Origin of the sequence: Catenuloplanes atrovinosus (genome assembly GCF_031458235.1) — a bacterium.
GTDB lineage: Bacteria > Actinomycetota > Actinomycetes > Mycobacteriales > Micromonosporaceae > Catenuloplanes > Catenuloplanes atrovinosus.
In genome coordinates, this window is sequence record NZ_JAVDYB010000001.1 from 4,555,507 (window position 1) to 4,580,060 (window position 24,554).

The following is a 24,554-nucleotide window of genomic DNA, read 5'->3' on the forward strand; positions in this document are numbered from 1 at the left end:
CGGGCCGGATCCACACCGGCCCGGGCTCCGATCACCGCCCGGTGGAGGGGTCCTCGTCGTACATCGGTGCGATCCCAGACCCCCGACCACGTCCGTCGTAGGTCACCCCGCAGCCTGGTTCGGTGGCTCCGACGCGGATGCCAGCCATGGGGTGACGTCGGTGTACGGGACGCGGACGGCGATGGTGGCGGCCACCCATCGGCTCACCGGCGGCCGGGGATGCCAGGTGGTGGCGACCGCGTCGCGGTGGGCCACCGAGCCGGTGACCTTGAGCAGGACCGGCCGGGTCAGCACGACGTTACGGGCGTCGGGACGGCCCGGCACCACGCCCGGCCGGCGGATCACCCGGCGGTCGGTGGTCTGGCTGACAGTCGCGTCGTCGCCGGTCTCGCCGCCGGTCAACTGCACCGGCGTCTGGCCGGGCCGGAACGTGGTACGGCGCGGACGAGACGGATGACCGGCCGCCGCCGCGGCGTCGCCGGGCTCGTCGCCGGAGGACAGCCAGGAGCCGTGTCCCTGGCTGACGGCCAGGGAGTAATGCTGTTCGAGCGTCGCGCGCGGGCCCGCGTGGACGGACGTGATCGGCGCGCTCTCCAGGTCCACCGGCGCGCCGTCGCCCAGCACGAACGGTACGCCGCGGTCACCGTCGGCCATGGTGTCGGTGGGGATCGTCCACTCCCCCGCCCGTACCACCTCCACCCGCAGGGTGGCCTGGCTGTCCCGCAACGGCACGAGGCTGTGCACGGGTGACATCCACACCGCACCCGCATCGGCGAGGTAGCGGTAGATCCGGACGCCGGACGCCGGCCCGATGAGGAAGTCCTCCAGGGTCCGCGCCGCAGCCGGTCTGCCGGCCAGCTCCGGCAGGGTCTGCATGGCCTGGCTGAGTAGGTGCCGCGCGCCGTCGAACCACACCACACGGTGAACCGGCGGCATGGGAGCCGCGAGACCGTCGCTGTCCGGCCCGTGCAATGGCCGCCAGGTGCGGGTCTGGGCCGGCGGGAACCCGCCCGGGTCCAGGTCGATCCGCACGGCGCCGTCGTCGCCGGCGTCGTCGGTGGCTGGGTCGCCGGTGAATGCCGTGGGCTGGCGGTACCAGACCGGATCGCTCGGCACCAGCGGCGCCGGGGTGGTATCCGCGTACGGCACGCCGACGATCACCTGGGCCTCGACCCAGGTGTCGGCGTCGGCCGGCGGCACCTCGTCGGTCCCGGCCGGGTTCCGGGTGAACACGGCCAGCGTCGCGTCCCGGATCGATCCCTCCTGGGGTGCCAGCACGACGTCCACCGACAGCCGCAGCGGGATCGGGAAGCGCGCGGCGCCGTGCCGGTGTTTGGCGCTGCGCCGGTTCGTTCTGCTGTCACCGGCGATCCGGGAGACACCGGAATCCCGCGCCGCCCCCGCCGACACCACCAGCGCACGCCCGTCCAGCGGCGCCGGTACGCCGTCGATCGCGCCGGTCGGGGTCAGGTGCGCCGTTCCGGCGGTACGTACTGTGTCCTCCCGGTCCTGGGCCTGGCCGACGTCGTCGTGCTCGCGAATCCCGGACTCACCGGAGCCGCGCCCGAAGAGCGTCCGCAGCGCGTCGGCCGACGCCGCCTCCGGTGCCGGACGGGCCACCAGGCGCAGCCGGCCGTCGACGGCCATCAGCCCTCGGGTCGCGGTGAACGGCATCGACGCGAGCACCATCGGCAGCGCCGCCGGGCCGGTCCAGCCGCCGGTGAAGAAGGCGGCGGTGAGTGCGCGCAGCGCCGTGGGCGAGGTGAGGTCGGCCGCCCACTGCTCGATACCGGCCAGGTACGCCGGCGACCCGGGAACGGTGATGCCCGGGACCGCCCGCTCCAGCGCGTCGACGGCGACCGCGTAGAGACCGCCGGTGCGGACGTCACCGGACCGGGTGGACGCGGTCGACGTCTCCGTCACGCTCACCACGGCCGCGTCGCCGAGCCCACGCCGCTCCACGATGGAGCGCGGCAGGTATCGCACATCGTCTCCGGCCGGGGTGCGGCCGCTTTGCCGGGCGCCGGTGTCGGCATCCGCCTGCCGATGCGCGTGTCGCAGGCGTTCCACCAGGTCGGCGGACAGACCGGGAATGAGGTCCGCGGGCGGCGTCTCGGGTTCACGAAGCCGCATGACCCGCCACACGTCGCTCAGCTCCGCGAAGGTCAGGTGAGCCTGCACCGCGTCCGGCACGTCCAGCGCGAAATCGGCCTGCCGGGGCGGCCGGGCGAGCGCCAGGCCGGCGGCGGTGGAGGGGGCGCTGCGCAGCGCGCCGCGTACCGAGGCGACGATGGTCGCCGGGAACCGCAAGGTGAACACCCGGCCGCGGTGGGTGGGGACTCGGGTCTCGCCGACGGTCTCGGCCGACGTCCTCGACCGGCCGGCGCCGCGGGTTCCGCCGGCCGAGAGGCCGAGTGCACCGGAGAGCGAACCGGTGGCCCGGCCGACCACTCCGCCCTGCGCGACGATCTCGTGGTCCTGGTCCGCGCCGCCCGACCGGCCGGTCCGGTGCGAGGCGAAGGCCGCGTCCCGGATGACGAGCGACGTCTCGGCGCCCGGAACGTAGCGCGGCGTGCCGAGGTATCCGGCCATTCGCACGACGCCCTCGGACTCACCGAACGCGCCGTACTCGGAGATCTGGTTGCTGGTGTAGACCCCGTTCATGATCTGTTCCAGGCGGCCGTTCAGGGCGTCCGGACTGGCGAAGTGGCGCAGTAGCTGCGCCGAGTACGCCGCCGGCGCGCCGGGGCTGACGCCGTTCAGCCATCGCTGGACAACCCCCGGCGAGCCGCCGAAAACCTCGTGCAGCAGGGACGCGAGCCCGGTGGACAGCGCCGCGGGGATTCGCACGGTGGCGGCGGGCAGCGACGCGAACCGCTCCCGCGGCGGCCGGCTCAGCCCTTCCGGCCCGCGGTCCGCCCGCGTCACGGCGCGCGGGCCGCCGGTGGCCGGGTCGGCAGTGTGATCGACGGCCGGGTCCCGGACGACGAGGAAGTCCGGGACCCAGGCGCGGACGGTCGCGGGCTGGAAGGCGTCGAGGCCACCGTCGCGGCCCGCATCGGCGGCACCGTGGTACGTCAGCGTCGGCTCGCGCCGCCCGGTCTCGTAGAACTCCGCGGTGAGGCGCAGATCCACGGTGAAGGCGTGTACCGGCTCGCCGTCGGTGTGGATGGTCAGGTTGCGTCCCACCTCGAGACCGCGTTCGTGCTCCCGCCGATGCTGCTGGCGGTAGGCGTATGGGCCGAGCGCCGTGATCAGCCGCGACTCGCGGGCCTGGGGCGAGGTAACCGCCCCGAGATCCACCTGAGCCCTCGCCTCGATCGTGCGCTCCAGCGTGGTCGAGGTGTCCAGCCGCATGGTGCCGCGTGAGGTGAAGGTCAGCCCGACCTCCGTGCTGGCGCCGAGATGGCGGGTGGGGGCGTCGGCACGGCGCGCGACGAAGCGCACGAAGGCCTGACGGGCCGCGCCCAGCGCGTTGTGCCGCTTGACCAACAGCCAGTCGCCATCGGTGAGGAGCGCGGCCAGGTTCGCCGCGCGGTAGTCCGGCGACATGTGTTCCTGTAGTAGCTGGAGGTTGTGCAGGTGCAGCGGATGCGGATCGCGGCCGGGGTGGAGGTATCCGCGCTGGGTCAGCACGTCCCGTACCCAGGCGTCGACATCCACGCCGTCCGCACGCGGCGCGAGCGTGAACGAGTCGAAGTCGGCGAAGCCGCCCGCGGCACCGTGTTCGATCTCCGCCGGCGGGTGCACTGCCGGATCCGGGTCGCCGAGCGTCACGGGTACGTACCGCACCCAGCCGCCCCGGCTGTCGGCCGCCGTGCCGTCCCAGCTCTGCTCCGGGTGCTCCACCTCGGCGATCAGGCGAGCCGTCCACCTGATGTCCACCGGTGCGACAGCGGCCGGGGTGTAGGTGTCATTTCGGGCGGGGTCGAACCCGGAACGCAGGCCTCGCCCACCCGCGACCGCGCCACCGGCCGTCTGACCCTGCTCCCTGGCACGCCCGAGGCTGCCCCCGGCCGAAGGACCGCCGGACAGGAACAGGCCCCGGACCGAGACGTGCTCGGTGACGCCGAGATCGACGCCGATGCCGAGGGTGCTGGCGTTGCGGATGGTCGCCGATCCGCTCTCCGCGGACCGGCTCTGGTGCACGTCCTCGATCCGGCTGTCGTCCGTGTGAGTCAGCGGAGGCCGGACGGTCAACGTCGCCCGGAGCCGCACCAGGCCGACATGGTGGCCGTCGCGATCGAACAGCGGAGCGGACGTCAGCCCCTCCGCGCGCAACCTCGTCAAGCCGCCCCGGAGGTTGTCGGGGGCGACGAGATCGAGCAGCGCGCGCTGGGACGCCACGTTCAGCCGGTCCAGCACCCGGACGCCGTCGACGACGATGCGTGACCGCAGTTCCCGTTCCACCGACGACGCGTCCTGCAGACCGTCGAGCACTATCATCCGGTTGCCCGGCTGCCGCGTCCCGCCCGGTGCGACCGGGTTCGGCAGCGCGAGGTGCCGTGGGAACCACACGGTGATCGGTTCCGGACCGGTGATGCCGGTCCGGAGCACCACGTCGGCCGCCTCCGCGCCAGGCGCCCCCTGCTCGCGGGCGGCGGACTCGGCGCGCAGCCACCAGGTCGCCTCGTAACGGTGCGGGTACGACGCCTCCCGGGTCCGCACCGCGAGCAAGTGGGTGGTGCCCGCTTCGATGGCGGTGGACCGGCGGAAGCCGTTGAGGGTGACGGCGCCCTCCAGCATGGACCCGATCCTCGGCACCATCGACAGCGGTGTCAGCGGCAGCGTGCGGTGGTTCGCCATGGCGTGGCCGGAATCCGCGGTCGTGCGGTGGTCGGCACGGGCCTCCCGCTGGATCGTGTCCGACACGCTGGGGTCGCCGGGCGCGGCCGGCGTGCCCACCGGCCGGCGCAGCGTCGCGCCGACGGTCAGCCGGACCGCGTGCCGGCCGTCACCGAGCAGGTAGACCGCACCGCTGGGCGAGCTGAGGGTCTCCATGGCATCGGAGAGCCGCCTCGTGGTCAGTACGTCGTCGAGGGCCGCTCCGATGCGCTGCTGATCGTTGGTCGGTGGGAGGCCCACCCGGTCCCAATGGGCGCGCAGCGCGTCTCTGGCCTGACCACGCAGCCACGCGGCGGTGGCGGCGGACAGGGCCGCATCGGTGGCGAGGCCGAGACTGATCGGCCCCCGTCCGGGATCGGTCAGGTCGGTCTGCGCGTCCCGGCGCGCACGCCAGCCCGCGACCTCGACGCTCGCCTCGTCCACCCGGGCCTGGGCCGCCTCCCGGGCGGTGCGGGCGCCGGACAGTTCACCGGTGCGCGTGGCGACCCCGGCCTGCGCCTCGGTCAACAGCACCGGCAGGCCCTCCGCCCGGCGCAACAGGTCGGCACGCTCGCGCGCCGTGCGGGCGGCGGCTTCCTCCGCCACGGCGATCCGCACATCCGCGTCCGCCTGCCGCGCTTCGGCCTCGGTCAGCTCGGTCAGGCGCGCCTCCAGGGCGACTCGGGCGGAGCGGACGTCGTCGGTGGCCGCGGTGACGGCCGCACGGGCCTCATCAAGGGCGTCCTGTGCCTCACCGTGTGCGATGGCCAGCCGTCCGCGGCTGTCTTGCAACGAGCGTCGCGCCTCCCCGCTGGACGCCTCGAGCCGGTCCCGCACCGATTGAAGTGCGGTGGTCGCCTCCGACAGCGCCTCCGCCGCGGCCTGGTACGCCCGCTGTGCGTCGGACAGCCGGCCGTCGGCCGCCGTGAGGGCGTCGGCCGCGGCCCCGTGGCGCCGGCGCGCGTCGTCCGCCCGGCTCGCCATCTGCCGTGCATCGTCCCGGCGTCGCTCGGTCTCCGACCACTGACCGGCCAGCACCGCCTCGATGTCCGCGAGCCGGGTGGCCAGCGCCGACTGTTCGGCCCGCAACGCGTCTGCGTGGGCGGCGGCCTCCCGCAGCCGATCGGTAGCCGACCGTACGGACGTCTCCGCGTCGGAGAGGGTGTCCCGGGCCGCGGCGAGGACGGCCTCCTGGGCGGCGTGGCGGTCGTGCACCATCGCCGAGGTCAAGCCGTCCCGCAACGCATACGGGCTCGAGATGAGGCCGGTAGCGTCCGCGCCGTACCGGATGTCCGGCGGGTCGATCAGCGCCGCCGCGGTGGAGACCGACTCCGGCTGCCCGTCCAGTGCATCCGGGATCGCGTACCCGTCGGCGTTCACCACCACCGCGCGTACGTCCACCGCCGATTCCCACAGCAGGCCGGCCTGGGTGAACCAGGCATCCTGCCCGGCCGGTCGCGCCGAGTCAGGAGCCAGGCGTTGCGCCGGTTCCGGCGCGGTGAGGTTGATCCACGTCAGGCCCTCCGTGGTGTGCTGCACCGCGAAGGCGTGACCCACCCGATTCGGCCGGCCCAACAGCACCACGGCCGACGCACCCGGCCCGGCGACGCCGACGGCGTCCGCGACCGCGGCCCAGGACGGCACCCGAACCCAGACGGCACCGGGTACGAGGCGCGCGGCGGCGGGGCCGGACAGCAGCACGGTGTCATCGCCGGCACCCCGCAACCCGCCGGGATAGGACCGACGACCCCACTCGGCGACCAAACGTAGGCAGTAGTCGGTATGGTCACCGTCTGGCGTGCGTGTGTCGTCGACGGTCTCCACGGCGACCGCCACGCGGTGTTCGAGCAGCGCACGATCCGGGACGGACCCCAGGTACAACCGACCGTCACCGCCGCGTGCCGGCTTGTCGCCTGATCCGGAACCGTCGCGGGCCTCGTCATCACCGCCATCCGATGACTCGCCGCCGTCCGAGGATCCGCCGTCCGCCGGTGCCGTTTGTCCGCCGCCGAGCACTCTCTCGAGGTAGAACGGATCGCTGTCGGCGTCGTCCGAGCCGTCGTCCTCGTCGAGGCCCGTGCTGTCGTTCCCGTCATCAGATTCGGGCCGGTCGTCAGCGAACGAACCGCCGCCCTCATCGTCGGGCGCGTCGTCCCCCTCGTCATCGTCCGACGCGTCGTCCCCATCCTCGTCGTCGGAGGAACTGTCCCTCTCATCCTCGAAGGGATTCTCGCTCTCGCCCTCGGATGAATTCTCCCTCTCGTCGTCGGACGAGTCGAAGTCGAGTTCGGGACGCGTCATGCCGGAGCGCAGGTCCTCGATGGTGAACTGGCCCCGCTGGAAGGCGTCCCACAGTTGGTCCCGCTGGAGACCGGTATGACGGGCGAGATCATCGGACCAGTCACTGATCTCGGAGACGAGTTGCTCCATCAGCCGGTCAAGATCGCTCGGCTGGAACGATCCGTCGTCCTGGGCCCGCGCCTGTGCGAGTAGAACGAAAAGGCGGATATCGATATCTTCGGCGGACCGCGACGCATGCGCGCCGACGATTCGCGGCAGCGCCCCGGGCATCCGGACGAGAAGATCCGGCAGGGTCGGGATGCGGCCAGCACGCAGCGCAGGGTGTTCCCGCCGAAGGCGCCGGGCCAGCGCCTCCCCCGCCGCAATGTCGTCCGCCCCCCGCGCTACTTCCAATCGTCCGAGAGCGTCGTGCGGAAGGCGTTGCAGGTCGACGCCCAGCGTAGACAGCAGCGCGAGGAGCCGCACCGGAGCGAAGTTGTAAGCCGCAGCCGCCTCGACGATGTCGTCGGGCACGCGCCCGAGCCGCAGGCTGACCCCTCGTATCCACAGCGGACTGACGCTGAGTGATCGGCTCAGCGCCACGATCCGATGCCCGTCCAGGCCCATGGCACGCGCGAAGTGGTCGAGAGTTCGCCGGTCGGTCTGCAGCGCCGCCGCGAATTGCGGTGTCCAGGCCGGCTCGTCGATGGGGAACGCGCCCCGCGGAATGGTGCCGTGCACCGTGGCCAGCCACCGCCGAACGATCGTCGCGGCCCTCGGTCCGAGGCGGCGGGCGAATCGGTCCGACATCAGCCACGACACCTCGTCGGCGCCCAGGTGGTAGCGGGCTCGCAGGGCCGTCGCGGTCTCCTCCAGGTGCGCCGGCACCTCGGGTGCTTCCAGCCAGCCGGCGCTGAGGTCCCTGATCTCATCCCACCGGGTGTCGCGCAGGGATCGTCCGGTGGTGCGCTGGAGCCAGGCCTCGAGACGCCACACGTCGTGGTCCCGGATCCCGAGTTCATCAAGGAACCTGCCGGCCCATTGCCCGTACGCGTCGACGAGCCCCCCGACCACGTCGGCCAGACCGTTGAACGGTTCCCTCGAATCAACTCTGTGCATCAGGGCTGCCATGAAAACGCCGCGCGGGTCTCGGTTCAATTGCCAGGCCGCGTCCAGCACCACACGTGGATCCACCAGCCGCCGCCCGTCCGACGCGATCACCTCCACCGGCATCCGGCGGTCCCGCAGCGCGACGCGCAACGTCAGCTCGCCGAGTGAGGCCGGCCTGCTCCAGCCGATCCACCGCTCGGTACTCCGCAACCACGTGGCGTGAGCCCGCGCCGGCACGAACGGATTGGCGACGCCGTTCTCGTTGAGCATGGGCAAGCGGTCCTCATGGGTGAACCGCCGCGGATCGGTGCCGAGTTCCGCCGCGAGAGCGAACAGCCGCGCGGGGTCATGCACGCCCCACTCAGCGGCGGACTGCGGGATTTCGGTGGGGACGCGGCCGATGCGCAGGCTCAGTCCGCTCACCAGCGTGGGCGACAGACGCAACTGATCGGCCAGTTCCGCGACGGTCCCGCTCCAGCCGTAGGACCGCACCACCGCCCTCATCCACACCGGGATGGGCTGCACATCGTCGCGGGAGAACCACGGCTGCTCCTCCGCCAGGCGCAACTGTGCGAGATCGACACCGAGAAGATCGGCGAAGTACTGCGTCGAGATGTCGTTGAGGTCCGACCATTCCTCATGGCTGAGTGCGGCGACAGGTCCCGGCCACGGCGTGCGGGTGTCGTGAAACATCGACATGAACTCGGTGGCGGTCAGGAGGAGGTGGTCGGCCGACTCGCGGATCAACTGAGCCCAGGCTCCGGCGTCGAAGTACCGCGACTCCGCCCACACCGGGTCCAGCGTGTGGAGCGTCCAGTGCGGTATGCCGGTCTGCTCGGAGACCATCACGCGCCGTACCGCGCCCCGGATGTCGAGTTCGCCGGCATCGACGATCTCAGTCGGCATGCGGTGCAGGCGCCGAATCGTTCCGAGCAGGACAGATGGCTGCACTCCGGCCGCGTGCGCGGCGTCCACGGCGACGCGATGGTCGATCCAGGACCGCGCCTCACGCTCCCACCTCAGCTGCTCCACGGTCAGGCCCGCCTCCCGGGCCAGTTCCGCCTCCCGGATCTCCGGCATCAGCGCACGGCCGTGGGTCGCGAGGACCTCGTGCAGTCGTTGGCCACCCGTGAGCGCCTCCGACAGCGGCCACAGCTCCGAGGGCCGGGCGCCGAACCGTTCGGTGATCTCCGCCAGCCACCGTGGGAATCGGGTGGTGAGGGCGTCCACCACGTCGTGACCGGCCTTGCCGTTCCCGACCAGTTCCCGATGCTCCGCGCGGACCAGCAGCACGACGGTACGCGGGTCCTGGCCCAGGCGCGCCGCGGCGGTGAGCAGGTCGGTCACCCTGATCGGACCCTGCGCGCTCTCGGCCAGGCCGACGAGGTCGACGGGGAACCGCTGGGCTTCCGTGGCGACGTCGAGCAGTTGCTGGAAGGCCGATTCGGGGACCGGCCGGTGCGCCCATTCGGGTTCGCTCCGGATTCGGCCGGCGACGGCGTCCACCACCGCCGTACGGCTTCTCGTGGTGTCGTTCAGCGCGCTCAGGTCGCCGTACTCGCGCAGATTCCGCGGATCCACGCCGAGTTCCGATGCCAGGGCGAACAGCCGCGCGGGCTCGTCCACGCCGAATCGGGCCGCCAACTGGATGATGTCGGACGGCACCCTGCCGATCCGGAGGCTGAGACCGCGCATCCAGTCGCGGCTCACCCCGAGCAGGCGGGCCGTCGGACGCGCTTCGTGGGCGTCCGGCAGCTCCTCGAGGAGCGAGTCGAGAATCCGTGGCAGGGTCCGCTCGTTCCACCACGGATGGGACGTCGAGGCCCGCACCACCTGAGGATCGACGCCGAGGATGGCGGCTCGCCATCGATCCAGCGACTCCGTCGCCGCGTCCGGGTCGTCCGTCCAGGTGTCGATCGCCGGTTCATGGTCGGCTATGAACGTCAGCGCCAGTGCGACGGTCGGCATCTCGAGTGGTTCCACGAGCTCACGCACGCGCCTCGCCGCGGTCGCGGTCGACTCCGCGAGATCCGCCCGGTCAGCGGGTCCGACACCCACCGCGGTGAGTATCGGACGCCCGAGCAGCACCGGGTCGACATCGAGCCGCTCTGCGAGCCCGAACAGCCATCGAGGGTCCGTCGACAACGCTCGGGCCAGCTCGGGCAGGTCCGCCGGTACGCGGCCGATCTCGCGGCTGTGTCCCAGCACGGTGGGGGGATCCTGCTGGACGGCGTCGGCCAGCGCGAGGATCTGACCGTAGTCGAGCCACGGTAGGGTCAACGTCTCCAGCCACACCTCGGGCAGGCTGAGTTCCATCCGGGCCGCGAACCACTGCGCCAGCCACCAGTCGGCGCCGCGCGCCCCGGGAGCCGGCAGCGCGAGCCGCCATCCCTCAGACCTCGCTGCCTCCGCGACGATGGGGCCGAGATTCTCGGGACGTCCGACGATGTCGTAGTGACTCCGCCCCCGGATGTCTCCCATGGCATGCAGCGCCTGCGCCGAACTCCAGTCGCCCAGCCACGCCGGATAGAAGTTCGACACCATGTGGTCAACCGATCGCAGGAGATCACCGGCTCGTCGCAGGATCTCCACGGTCTGCCGCCTGCCGCCATTCCCAGCGGGATGCTCCAGCCGGCCGATCAGCCGGTCGATGGCGTCAACCGTGGGCCGCGCCGCCGCACTGATGGCATCGACCAGGCGGCCGAATTCGCGCTCCTGGTCGATGCGGCTCGCGCCATTCGTCACGGCGTCGCGTACGGCGGCCATCCGGACGGGGATACTCTGAAATGCCGCCGCCGAGTGCCCGATCAGGCTGACGAACTCACGGTCGTCGCTCGTACGCTGCTGCAGCAGGCTCATCACCTGCATGACGTGTTGCGTCGATGGATCAGCCGAGGGCACCCGGTGGGCCGGCGGGAGGCTCAGGGATATTCCTCTGGTGTTCGTGAGTACCCACTGGGCCAGGAATCCGGCGGCTGCCGCCCGCGGCCACTCTGACCGGTCCGAGGTGTTCGCCCTGGCCAGGGCGACGTCCAGTCGCTGCCGTGCCTGCTCGGCGAGGGCGCGAGTATCTCTCCACTCGTGGAGTCGGCGCACCTGGATGAGCCGCATGAGGTTGTGGGGGTCGATTCCCTCGGGATGGCCGTCGCCGTAGATGCCGCGAGAGGCGAACCACATCATCGTCGGTACGTCGACGACATCATCGGTGATGCCGAGGACGGCCGCGGCGTCCCGGATCTGCGTCGCCAGTTCCGATGGCGTCATCCGGTACGCGTCCGGCACGGCCTCATCGGCACGACCCACCCGGGCACCGATCAGGCGGGTGAACGCGGCCCGGAAGGGCATCAGATGGCGAGGGTCGGCGCCGAGCTCGGCCGCGACTTCCAGCAGATCGCCGCCGCGCACGCCGAGGCGGAACGCAAGCTGTGGCAGGTCGGTGGGGACTCGGCCGATTCGCATGGACAGGTCCACGATCGCCTGTCTCCGGCCCTCACCCAGGCCGGCGTCCTCGACGAGGTCGTCCACATCGGCCGCGTCGAACCACGTCGGATGCTCGCCGTCGGCGATGTCCGCCTCTTGGGCACGCAAGGACGTCACCCGGCTGATCGGCAGATCGCCCAGCATCTCGGTGACGAGCCGGTCCATGAACAGCGACGGGCCCCACTCGGTCAGCAGCGACAGCGGAACTCCCAGCAGACGAGTCCGCTCCACCACGACGTCCAGCATGCGCGCGTCCACGCCACCGTCGGCGAAGCGCCGCCGGACCTCCTCGGCAACCACAGTGGCCTGCACGGTCTCGTCGGTCACCTGCGACGCGGACTCGTAGGACACCTCCCACGGGCCCCAGTCGCCGAGGGGGGCATCCCAACTCCGTCGCTCCAGACCCACGCCGTCGGTACGCGGCCGGGCCTGGAGCTGCGGCTGCCCGAGCCGCCCGCCATCAGCCAATTCCGTGACCACCTCACGGACCACGGGCCCGAAAACCGTGTACAGCTCGGCCAGGGACACGTTCAACGCGTTCGCAAGCGTCCGCACCGCCACCCGGCCCAGCCGCCCGCCCAGTTCCATCGACAGCGCCCACGGATCCTCCGCGAGCATGGTCGCGGTACGGTCCCGGTCAGCGAGCGCGAGAAGGACCTCGTCGGGCAACGCGTGCAGCAGCTCGATCGGTACGCCCCGCCCGGTGAACGGCCCGACAACCGCCCGCACGCCCGAACCAAGACCGGTACGCGCGCCAAGCCCGATCAGCAGGGTAAGCGCGGTATCGGTCAGCACGCCGAGCCCCGCGTTCCGGTCGCGCAGCGCACTCATCCATCCCGCCACGTCGCCGTCCACGTCATCACCGACGACCGACGCCACGTCCTCGCCGATCACATCGGCCACCACACGCGGATCGATACCCAGCGACACCGATATGTCATACAGCGGGCGAGCGCCGCGCAGCCCCACCGACTCGGCGAGACGCGGCAGGTCAACCGGAACCCGGCCGATCAACTCGACGAACCCCACCAGCGTGCGTGCGGCCACGCCGTCACCGGTCAGCCGGAGATCCCGCGCCAAGGCCGTCACCTGACCCGGGTCGACGCCGATACGGCGGCTCACCTCGGCCAACTCGAAGCCACTCACACCACCCAGCTCACCGGACGGATAGTCCGGCGGTGCACCCTCGCCACCGGCTCCCGCGCCATCAGCCGATGCAGCATCGCCGAGATGCAGGCCTTCGGCGGCGCCGTCGACCGCGCGGAAGCCGTCGAACGCGCGTGCGCCGTCGGTCTCCGCGTCGTTGATGGTGTCCCAGCCCGCGCCGTCCAACCCGTCCGGGGTGAACAGCGACCACGGCTCGCCGCCGACCGTGATGAGCGGCTCCGGGCCGGGGACACCGAGGCGGACCGGGCCGGCGGGCGCGAGCACGTCATCGCCACGGGCCGTGGCGAAGCGCTGCGCGAAACCGCCGGCGAGCGATCCGGCCTCGCATGCCACCAGCGCGACGGTGCCGCGGAGGTCGGCGGTCATCCGCGCGAGATGCTCCGGCGTCAGGTGGGCGGTGCCGTCGGTGCCACCCCGCCGTACCGGTACGGTGACGAACTCGCCCGCGCCGCGGACCACCACCGCCGGCCACTGCCCATCCGGCAGCCCTGGACCGTTCTCCAGCGCGTCCCAGTCACCGTCCGACACGAACGCGACCCCGTCGCGCCCATCGGTCAGCTCCCGCCACTGCACCGTCGCGCCGTCAGCGAACCAGCGGCCCCCGTCATCGCGGTGCAGCGTCCACACCGCCGGGGACGCGTCACCGGCGGCCGGCGGCGTACCGGTGTGATCGAGCAGCAGCGCGCGGGCGGGCGCCGGCCCGTCCAGCGCGGGCCCGCCGGTGACGGTTGTGCGCGGGCCGATCAGACTGTGCCACGTCACGCCCGCATCGGTGGTTCGGTAGGCCACGTACACGTCTCCGTTGTCCCGGCCCGCGTGATGGACCAGGACCAGCGCGGAGGCGCCGGGTCCGAGTTCGTGCACCGACGTCTCCACCTGCTGCCGTGACGTGACCGGCGTGAAGTCCGGGTCGGGTGACGTGCCGGCCCGCCGGTCCGCCTCGCCTCCTCGCATCCGCACGGCGTGCGGCAGCTCTCCGCCCGGGTAGAGGCGCCCGAGCAGTGCCCGGCTCAGTGCCAGCCGCTCGCCGTGGGTACGGTCGGCGGCCGTGTTCTCGCCGGTCGTCTCCGCGGACGTCACCTCGGTCACGGACCGAGTAAGCGTGGCGTCGTCCAAGGCCAGCCAGCGCTGTCCCGGATCCACCCGTTGGGTGGTCAGCCGGCCGCCGGGCTCCCGCAACACCAGCTCGACCTGGCGGCCGAGCTGTTCCGCGGCGATCCGCGCGATCCTCAGCGGCTCGGGCGCGGTGACCGCGGGCGGGTCGGTCGCCCGGCCCTTGCCCTTGCCGGACGGGTCGGCGACGGCGGGGCGCAGGTCCGCCGGCGCGTGCGCGAACAGCTTCGGCGTGTCCCTCGCCGGCCAGTCGACCGGTCGTCGTGACGGGTCGAACGTACCGCCGGGGGTCTTCCACGCCGTGGCCAGATCCGACACGTCCATCGGGGGGCGGCCCATCCGGTCCGGGTGTGCCGCGGACAACGCGTTCGCCCACTCCTTGGGCATCATGCCGAAGAAGCCGCGGCTGTCCTGCGCGATCACCCGGAAGTCGTTGTCGCCCTGCTGGGTCCAGGTGGCGTCGAAGACGTAGTAGTCGAAGTCGCCCTCCCTGATCCGGTTGACCTCGAGGTACCCCGCCGACGAGGTCGCGCCGGTGTTCTCCCGCTCGCGGCCGCCGCCGAGGTCGGCGGATACGTCCAGCAACGGCGACTCCTGACTGCCGAGCACGGGGTCGGTGAACTCGCCGCCCTGCCGCTGCGACCATTCCAGCTCGCCGCGGCGGGTACGCTCGAACTCGCGCTCCTCCTCGGTGGACGTCTCCGGGAAGTTGAGTGCGTTGATCTCGCCGCGGCTGATCCAGCGGCCGTTGGTCAGCGTCACGCTCACGTTCACCGGGCCGCCGTCCACGCCCTGCACCCGGAAGGTACGGGTGAGCAGCGACTTGATCCGGTGCCGTGCGCTCTCATGGTCGAGGGCGGACTGGAGGACGTAGCCGCCGATGCCGAGCGGGTCGGCCCGATGGCCGACCGGTGGGGCGGTGTGCGCGCCGGTACCGTCCGCGCCGGGCGTGAGCTGGTCCGGCAGCGGGCGCCAGCGGTTCTCCGCCACCGTGAGCGTCCACCGGGACAGCTCACCGATGTGCGGCAGCTTCACCGCGTGGATGACGTCCGCCAGTGACGTGTCGAAGTCCGACACCGGCGGCATCGGCGTCGATCGTGGCACCGCCCGGATCGGCAGCGGCTCGGGCCGGCCGGTCTCGCCGGGATCGGACCCGGCAGGGCGGTGGGTCACCAGATGGCTTGGCACAATCGCGCGCGCCGTTCCCGTGGCGTGCCGGGTGGCGGCCGCTGCCGGGTCCGGTCCGAACAGCGTCGGCCATGCCGTGGACATCCGCTGCCCGGTGAGCCAGTCGATGGCGCGCAGCGGTGACCCGGCGGCCCGGCCGAGCAGGCGAAGGATCTCGGCCGAGTCCGTGGTGACGAACAGCTCGACCGTGAATTCGAGATCGTGCCGGAACTGCTGGGCGACCGAGTCCTTGGCGGTGGCGCGGCGGATGTCACGGTCGGTGCCGACCTCGCTGGTCGTCTGGGCGCCACCGCGCTCGCCGCGGTAACCGATCGCCATCGACACCCGGTTGGCGTGCTCGTCGGCCCAGCGGCCGCCGACCGCGACGGTGTACGCGGTCGCCGTACCCTCGTGATGGGTCTCCCGGCCGATGTGCAGCGCCTGGCCCCCGGTCGTGATCTTGACGTCCGGGCGCGACTGCTGGTGCGATCGGCCGTGCACACGCTGGGACACCTTGACGCCGATGAAACGCACCCGGCCGTACCCGGCGCTCTTCGGGTGGATGAAATGGATACCGTTCGCGTCGGCGGAGGGGCTGCGGGCCGCCAGCGCGGTCTCGGAGAAGTGTGCGAGCAGGCCCGCCTTGAGCGTCGAGCCGACGCTCAGCTCCTCCTGGCCTACCAGGCCGGCGTCGGCCAACATGTCCCGGACGGTACGGAGCACGTCCTTCGCCTGGACGCCCTCGATGTAGGCGACGCCGGTCGCCAGCGCGAGCTCGACGTAGTCGAGGTTGCCGTCGGCCGGGGACGGGGTGCGCGGCGCCGGCCCGCCCTCCGGAGGCGTCAGACCCAGTTGCACCGCCCGCTGATGGGGGATGGACAGCTCGGTGCCGCCGTCCGCGCGCACGAACGTGCGCTGCGTGCCGATCTTCTCGAAGTCGCCGTTGCGCGCGTACGTCCATCGGTCGTAGGCGATCTCGTACACCGCGTCCGCCCGGTACTGGTAGCCGACGTCCTGGTAGGTGCCCAGGTTCAGCGCGATGCTGCCGTCCGTCGTGCCGCTGTCGCGGCCGCGGGCCATCATGCCGGACAGACCGGCGGCCGGTCCCGGGTACCGCGGTCCGAGGACGCCGCCGGAGTGGTCCCCGCCGCGGCCGGTCGCCTCACCGGCGGTGGCGCCGCCGTGACCGCCGGGCGTGCCCCCGCCTGCTGCGGCCGGCCGCAGCAGGCCACCGGTGGAAGAACCCACACCGGCGCGGTCCCCGCCGGCGAAGCTCTCGTGCGACTCCATCCTCGCTCTCGGGAACAGGACGCCGGCCATCGATCCGGCCTCGAGCTGGTTGGTCCAGCCCGCCGCCCTGCCGATCTTGATGTCGGTCTCCGCGTAGTTCTCGTGCACGGAGTCACCGAGCGTGTTCTCGTGTGCCGCGTTGACCGGACGCAGCCAGATGGTCAGCGCATGCTGGTCACCGTTCGGCAGGTCCGGCAGCGGAATCGGCAACCCGTCCTCACTGACCAGCAGCGGCCCGTTCGACTCCAGGAACGAGGGGCGGGTGCTGCGTTCCTGCTGCTCGCTGGACGGTGCCAAGTGCTGGGCGGCGAGGATGTCGGTGAGCAGGTCGGTGAGGCCCGCGAACTCGTGCGGCCCGCCGTCGCCGGTCTCCGCCGGTGCGACCGGAGACGGGAGCGGCCCGGACGTAACCGGCACGGGCGGCTCCGGCGGCATCAGCCGGACGGCGTCGCGTATCCGATCCCGGCGTGCGCGCCAGGCCGCCCGGTTCTCCGCGGCCAACCGCTCGTCGAGGCGTGCGGGGAGCGCGGCCGCGGCCGCGACGAGCGCGTCCGTGCGCAGCAGCGTCATCGGAATGCCGTTGAGGCCCTCGTCGCGCAGCGGCAGGACCGCGTCGGTCGCGGTCAGCACCGACGCCAACTCATCACCTTCGGTGATCCGGCCGAGGGAGTCCGCCGCGTCCGGCGCCGTGTCCGCCGGGCGCAGCAGCGAGTGCGGCACGCTGACCGTGGCGCTGACGTCGTCGCCGGCGATCGTCTCCGCGGCGGCGCTCAGCACCGGGCCGGCGTCACCGCGCCGCGCCACCACGGACACGGTGTAGACCATCGGATACGTGAAGCGGCGGGTGCCTCCGGTGGCCTTGGCGCGCCGATAGCCCTTGATCGCCGAGGTGGCGACCACCTTCCGGTGCCGCACGTGTTCGTACTTGACCAGGCCGGGAGTCACCTCGAAGGTGGCCATCGTGAGGGCTCGCACCCGTAGCGTCCCCTTGCCCTTGACGCCGAACGCGCGGTGCCGTTCCTTCATGACGTCGGCCTGGCGGGTGCCCTTGGTCTGGGTGTCGACGGTCATCCCATACGTCGCCCACCGGCGGCGCAGACCGGCCGGGATGGGCCGCCCGTTCGGCGTACCGCCGATGTCCCGATAGGACCGTAGCGGGAGCATCGTGGCCGCCACCCGCGCCGTGAGCACGTAGCCATCGACTTCGATGCGGTGGGACAGCGAACCGCCCCCGATCGACCCGCGCAGCGAACCGCGCATGCCGGGTACGCCGAACTTCTCCCGCAGTGCCCGGTCGGTACGTGACCTGAGCGCGCCGTCGGACTCGTCCCGGATGCCGAGCGCGGTGATCCGGCCGTCGATGAGCCGCTGAACGGCCGGCAGGACCCGCTCCGCCCCGGTGCGCTCGAACACGCCTCCGCCGAGGCCGAGCCCGCGACGCAGCGACAGCGGCTCGCGGGCGGCGATGGGGTCGGGGCCTGGCGGCGCGGGTGATGCCGCCGCCACGTCCGACGCCGAATCGGCCAGCACGACGGCCTGCTCGGGGACCCATGCCGTGTCCTCGTCGATCGTCGGCAGCGGCGTCAGATCACGGCGCCAGCCCGGCCGGTCGCGGTACCGGAGAGGCGCTCTCTCGGCCGGTGCCGCGGTCGCCGTGGTCTCCGCCGTGCCGCCACCGGTCTCGTCACCGTACGTGCGGAAGCTGACGGCCCGGGAGAATACGCGCACCAGGCGCCCGATCACGTCCGCCCGGTACGTGCCGGAGCCCGGCGTCCGTCCGGCGTCGAGGTCGTCGCGGGTGGCGATGACCGCGTTCTCGTGTGCGAGCACCGCCCCCCAGCGCAGCCGGACCAGTCCGGACAGGCGCTTCGGCGGGATGATCCCGATCCGCTGGCCGGTGCGGAGCCGGTGCAGCACGTCGGCCCGGTGCCGGAACACGCGCGGCAGCGGCGACGGCACGGAGCGGTCCACCGATGCCCGCGGTGCGGGAGGTCCGCCAAACATCCGCGACTCGAAATCGGCGCGGTCCGCGTCGAACACGCCGATCTCGGCCGGAGCCTCGGCCGAGATGCTGATCGTGCCGTGGTCGCCGGAGACCACGGTCAGGTCGACGGTCAGCGTGCTGCGGTAGCGGGCGAGATAGTCCGAACGCGCGGTCGCGCCCTTCGCCTGCCCCTGACCGACCGCGGACTCCCCCCGCGAGGTGCCGGAGCCGAACAGCTTCACGGTCACCTCGGGTGCGGACGCGTGCGACTTGACCGGCGCGGACGGGTCCCAGCCCACCGTGACCGTCGCCGACGTCTCGCGCGAGCCGCCCGCGTGCGTGGTGAACGTCTCGGCGACGTCCTCCCGGATCGTCACCGGCACCTCCGTGGTGTCCACGTATTCCAGCCGGGACGGCCGCGCGCCGACCAGCAGGTGACCGGCGAACCCCTTCGGGACCAGCCGCCGGGTCTCGAACCAGTCGCCCTTGGCGGACACCATCGACGAGGAGAGGCTGTCGGTGAGCAGCCACCGGTTGCGCTGCTTGACCGACTTCTGGTTCAGGAACTCCCGTTCGATGGCGAACAGGATGTCGGTGCGCGTGGCCGCGGGCACGCCCGCGTCCCGCAGCGACGTGTTCAACCCGTGCAGCACCGTACTCACGTCGATCGCGCTCAGGACGTTCGGGAATTCGTGCAGCGCGGCCGGATCGGAGACCGGCCGTCCCTCGCCCGAGGGGCGGCCGTCCGCCGGGCTGGAGAACACGCGCGGCTGGGCCAGGCGCAGATCGAACAGGTGCAGCCGCGGTGTCGCGCCCGGCCGCGCCGGGCCGATCAGCTCCGCATCGACGGTGAGACCCCCGGAGAAGTCCAGCATGTCGTTGAGCGGTACCCGGTTGCCGGACTGCACCTCCATGTCCACGCCGTGCTGCCGCGACGACCTCGCGCGAAGTGCCAGGCGGCCGGAGAGTCCCATGTGCGCCACGGAGCCCATCACGCCGTGCGCATGCAGAATCGGCTCCACCGCGACCGGCAGGGACTGATCCGTCTTTCGGGCAGTGCGCTCCGAGTAGGTGGTGTCGCCGAACTCGTTGATCGCGAGTCTGACCGCGGCGTTCGGGTCACCGGCGTTCTCGGGCAGCGGCGCGGTCGGCACCACGTTCCGCAAGCCGAAGCGAAGCCGGATGCGGTTGCCGCCGATCTTGATCAACGCCCCGTGCTGGAGCATCGACTCCCAGTGCGCGTTCTCCCGCTCCGGGTTCGCGGTCCGCCCGGGATCGTGCAGCAGCGACGTGACCTCATCGCGCGCCTGCTCCACCCAAGGCGCCCGGCGCCGCAGTCCGTCCAGCCAGGCATCGACCCTCGCGCCGGCTCCGGCGACCTGATCCGGGTCCATCACACCGAGCACATAGCCGTCGCCGAGCACACCGTGCTCCGACAGATACCACGGCGGTGTCGCGGTCAGGCCCGCCTCCGGGTCCGGCTGCGCCCGCTGGGCCTCGGCCGCCTGCTCCAGGATCGCCGGCCCGCGCAGCCAGGCGACGATGCCATCGACCGGATCCGCGTAGAACCCGTCGGTCGTCGGCGGCAGCAGCCCGGCCCGTTCCAGCGCCGGCCACACGTCGGCCGGCGGTCCAGCCGCGGCGATGTCCTCGGCGGACCGGCTGTTGGCGTCGATCGCGGCCCGCACGGCCGGGCGCAGCGTCTCGAAGGTCTCCAGGGCCCAGACGCGGGTGTACGCCTGACGGGTCACGGCCGCGAACGGCAGACTGTCCGGGACCAGCGCGGCCAGCCGTTCCTCGGCCCCGCCGGCCGTGAGCATGTCGCGAATACGCTGGAACGTCAGGTGCGCCACGTACGCGGGCACGGCCGCCACCAGCTCGGCCGGGGCCGCAGCGGCCGGATCGGCGCCGACGGCCGGGACCATGTCCAGTTCGCCGGGCCGCTCGGTCGGATCCCACCGCTCGAACGCCCGCTGCACCGTGTTCGCGAACGCTCGCCCCGGCGCCGACCGGCGACTGACGTCCGGCGCCGGCAGGCTGAGGGTGAACCACGGTGGCGCCGACGCGGAGTCGGCGTCCGCCCGGCCACCGGCGCCGGTGCCATCCTCGGCCGGGTCGTCCGCGGACGTAATCTCCGGCTGCGACCGCACGTCAGCGTCGGTCACGGTGTGACGCTCCGCCGGGTCGGCGGCCCGCCGATCCGGGTCATCGCGCGGCTGGTCGCCGCCGCTCTGCCGCGGGTCCTCCGCCCGCGGTACGGCCGGCTCGCCGCGCTCCCCCGGTCCAGGCACCTCCGCCGGGCGGAGCGTGGTGCGCGGCGGCGGCTCGCCGGTGAGGCCGGCGTCACCGGCCGGCGGCAGAGTCGACAGCTCGAACGATGCCTCTTCGCGCTCCGCGACGGGCGATCCCAGCAGGCTCCAGGGCAGAACACCCGCGTGCGTGGCCGTTCGATCGTCCCATCCGGGCACGGGAGCGGTCGGTATCGTCACCACGCCCGGCCGGCCCTCCGACCCGACGGTGAAGCCGGCCTGAGCGCTCTCATCGGCCACGACCGTCAGCGGCTGTGGATGACCGGTGTTGAGCAACAGCCGCAGGTCGCGCAGGTCGGCCGGGAGCCGGGCGGCGGAGCCGGTCCAGCCGTCGATCAGGGCCACGCCCTCGGGTAGCCGGGCCACGTTGAAGACGTGCGAGATCTGGGCGCCCGCGCTGCCGTACGGTGACCGGCCGGTCCGCACCTCCACGAAACCGGTGGTACCGACCGGAACGGCCCTCATCACGTCGACCACCACGTCATACCCGGAAACCCGGACGAACGTCGAGTCCGCCATCGCCTCGAGCACGCTGGCCGGAAGCGCCCCGGTACGGCCGGCCTGCTGGGGGGCCGAGTTGGTGAGCAGGTCGTCCGTCTCGTGCGCCACCCACACGCAGTTCTCGGTGTAGCCGTCGAGTCCCCGGTCGGGGTTGATGTCAGCGAGGCCGGGCACCAACCGGGACACGTCCGCGTCCGACAGTGCCCCGAATCGCACCGGCGACCACGCGCCATCCGCCTCGGCCGGACCCTGCACCTCCGGTACCCCGGCCGGTCCCTCCGGCTCGGACGACGAGGCCGGCGCCGGTGGTGCGACGTCCAGGCCACCGGCCATCCCCGGCAGGCCGATGAGGGACCCGAGGTCTGCTCCGCTCTCCGGCTGCCGCGGCGGGGTGTTGCGCACGACCGCCTCGTACGAGGGAGGCGCGACGAGGAACTCGCCCGTCGCGGCCCGCGGTACGGCGGTGTCCGGGGGCAGGGTGTCCGCCTCGGACGGCAATGTGGCCAGGTGGTGCGCGATCGCACCGCTGCCGTCCATCGTGAAGACGTCGATCGGTGCGTCGATGTCGGCCGTGCCGTCGGCGCTGATGTGCTCGGGAGCGGACACCGCCAGCGGCGCGTGGCCGCCGGCCGGAACTCCGTGCCCCGCCGCCCCGGTGGAGACCTCCGGTTCCGGGCTGGTGACGCCGACCGGCGCCACCGGCTCCGGGCCCAGGAGAGAGCCGATGTCGACGGGTACGGCGAACGCGTCCTCCGCACGGGCGGCGGATCCTCCTGCGCGCGGCGTTGCGCCCCCGGGCTGCCCCATCGCCGCGGAACCACCCGGTGCCGCGGAACCCGTGCCGGCCGGCGTGACCGGCATGCCCGCGGCACCGGTCGTCTCCGGCGCGTGGTCCCCGGCCGGGATGTCCGTCCAGGGGGCGCTTCGCCCGTCCTCCGCGCGGTCCACACCGGTGTGGCCGGCGTTCGCGTCGCGGACGTCCTCGGCCGGGGACGGCGTCCACCAGTCATCGCGCACGGTGGCGGCGTCGGGGGCGAGTCCACCACCGGACTGACCGGCCGGATCGTCCACCGACGGCGACGCCCACCACTCGCCATCACCGTCCACCATGTCCGGCGTCAGCCCACCATCGGACTCACCGTCCACCGACGGCGACACCCACCACTCACCATCTGTATCGAAGCCATGGCCCGGCATCGGTACGGCCTCGGCCTGGCCGTCCGGCGTGTGCGAGCCCCCGGCGGTGCCGTCATCGATCGCCGAGCCCGGGTCCGCCGGGCTGTCGACCGACGTCGCGCCGCCGGCCAGGTCATGGCTGACGTCGCCGGAGATTCCCGGTATCGCGTCCGGGGACGCGATACCGCCCGGGGCACCCGCACCGGTGAGGTCCCGGGCGCCCGGCCCGGCGCCGGACGAGGCCGGGTCGTGGCCGGTGCCTCCGGCCGCGGCGGTGTCCGAACCGCTGTGCTGCGGCATGCCGGCGTGGTCCAGGCCGCCCTGAGACCCACCGGTCTGGCTGTCGCCGCCGTCGCGGATGCCGGAACTGGTGCCGGCGCCATCGCCCACACCGCCGGCGCCATCGCCCACACCGCTGGTGTCCGCATGAGGGGCCGCGCCGCCGTCGTACCCCCCACCGGCGGCGCCGGTACCACCACCGGTGACACCTTCCACCGAGCCGCCGGCTCCTGGGTCGCTACCGAAGCCGCCGGCTCCTCCAGTGCCGCCTGAGCCGATACCGGCCACACCGCCGCCCGCATCCGGGGCTGAGCCGGTGGACTCGGCGGCGCCCGCGCCACCGCTGCTCCCTCCCGCGCCCGAACCGGCGGAACCGGCACCACCGACGCCGAGGCCCGCACCACCGGAGCCGGCGGCGGCCCCACCGGTACCAGTCGAACCGCCACCAGCGGAATCGGGACCACCGATGGCCACGCCGCCGCCCGAACCAGCGGAGCCACCGTCGACGAAGCCGCCGCCACCCGAGCCGAGGCCCGCACCACCGGAGCCGCCACCGGCCACGCCACCACCGGCCGCGCCCGAGCCGTGGGAAGCCGGCCCACTCCCGCCACCGGCCGCGCCGGAGCCGTGGGGAGCCGGTCCGTTCCCACCGCTGACAGCCGCGCCGGGCCCGCCGCCGGCGGTCGCACCGCCGCCGGCATCGGGCGCGCCACCCGCTGAGCCGGCTCCGTCACCGCCCGCGCCCGCCTCCGAGCCGATGTCGGACACGACACTGAGGTCGTCGGGTGCGCCGAGCAAGGGCTCGTCCGACAGGGACCGGCCGTCGTCGTCACCGTTCCAGCCACCGTGGAACACCGACTCGTCGTCGGAGACGACCGGGACACCATCTCCGGCACCACCCGATCCGTCACCGCCGGCGTCCCTGATCGGCCGGAATCCCTGTTTCTCCGCATGGGCGGCGAACGGCGAACCGAGTTCGGAGGTGAGGTTCTGCGGCGAGGAGTTCTCCTCGTACATACCGCCGATGAACGACGAGGTGAAGGAGAACACCGACCACTCCGCGGGCATACCCGCGGCGTAGGCGCCGAGGTTCTCGCCGACGAAGCCACCGACGCCGGTACCGGCACCCTTCGTCAGGATCAGGCCCGTGCGGTACGGAAGGTTGCTGACGATCCTCGTACCGTCGGGCAGCCGGCTGTCGACGATCCTGCCGAACTTGGTCGTCGCCCACCGGCCGAGCTGGTCGGCGCCGAAGGCGCCCAACGCTCCGGCGGCGCCGGCGATCGTGGCCACGATCGCCGACTTCGCGATGGCGTCGTTGTCGATCCGGGTACGGTTCCCCGCACCGACCTGCGCCGCCTGGATGATGAGCTTGAGCAGTGGCTCCTCGGCCAGGGACTGGGCGATCTCGATGAACATCGCCCGCAGGATGGCCGTGATGATCGCGCGGGCACCGGCGATCACCGCGCCGATCGCCATCACACCGAACAGCGTGGACAGCAGGTAGATCAGCTGCACGGCGAGCAGGATGAGCTGAATCAAGATCATGATCTTGGTTTCCTGCATGTCGGCCGCGCCGTCCCACAGCTCGACGTACCGCTTGTTCGCCTCCTCGACCAGATAGTTCATCGCGTCGACGACCTCGCGGAGATACTTCTCCACCCCGTCCGCGTACTCACCGGACATCGCGGCGGGTACGTCCTTGGCGGCCTTGTCGATCCGGGCCTGTAGGTCCCGGGCGCGATCGCTGAACTGCTGCCACTCCTTGGCCTGCTCCCGCATTCCCGACTCGCTACCGATGGGCCATCGCTGGCCGACCATCACCTCGAGGATCTGGTTCAGCCAGTCGGGAATCTGGACGTCAGACAAGGGAG

At 72.6% G+C, this 24,554-nt stretch carries 1 protein-coding gene; it reads right to left on the reverse strand.

The features are described 5' to 3' along the window. Positions 1-102 precede the first annotated feature (102 nt). A complete protein-coding gene (locus tag J2S41_RS20305; protein ID WP_310369482.1) occupies positions 103-24,549 on the reverse strand; it encodes a WXG100-like domain-containing protein in 24,447 nt (8,148 codons plus the stop codon). Positions 24,550-24,554: the final 5 nt, after the last annotated feature.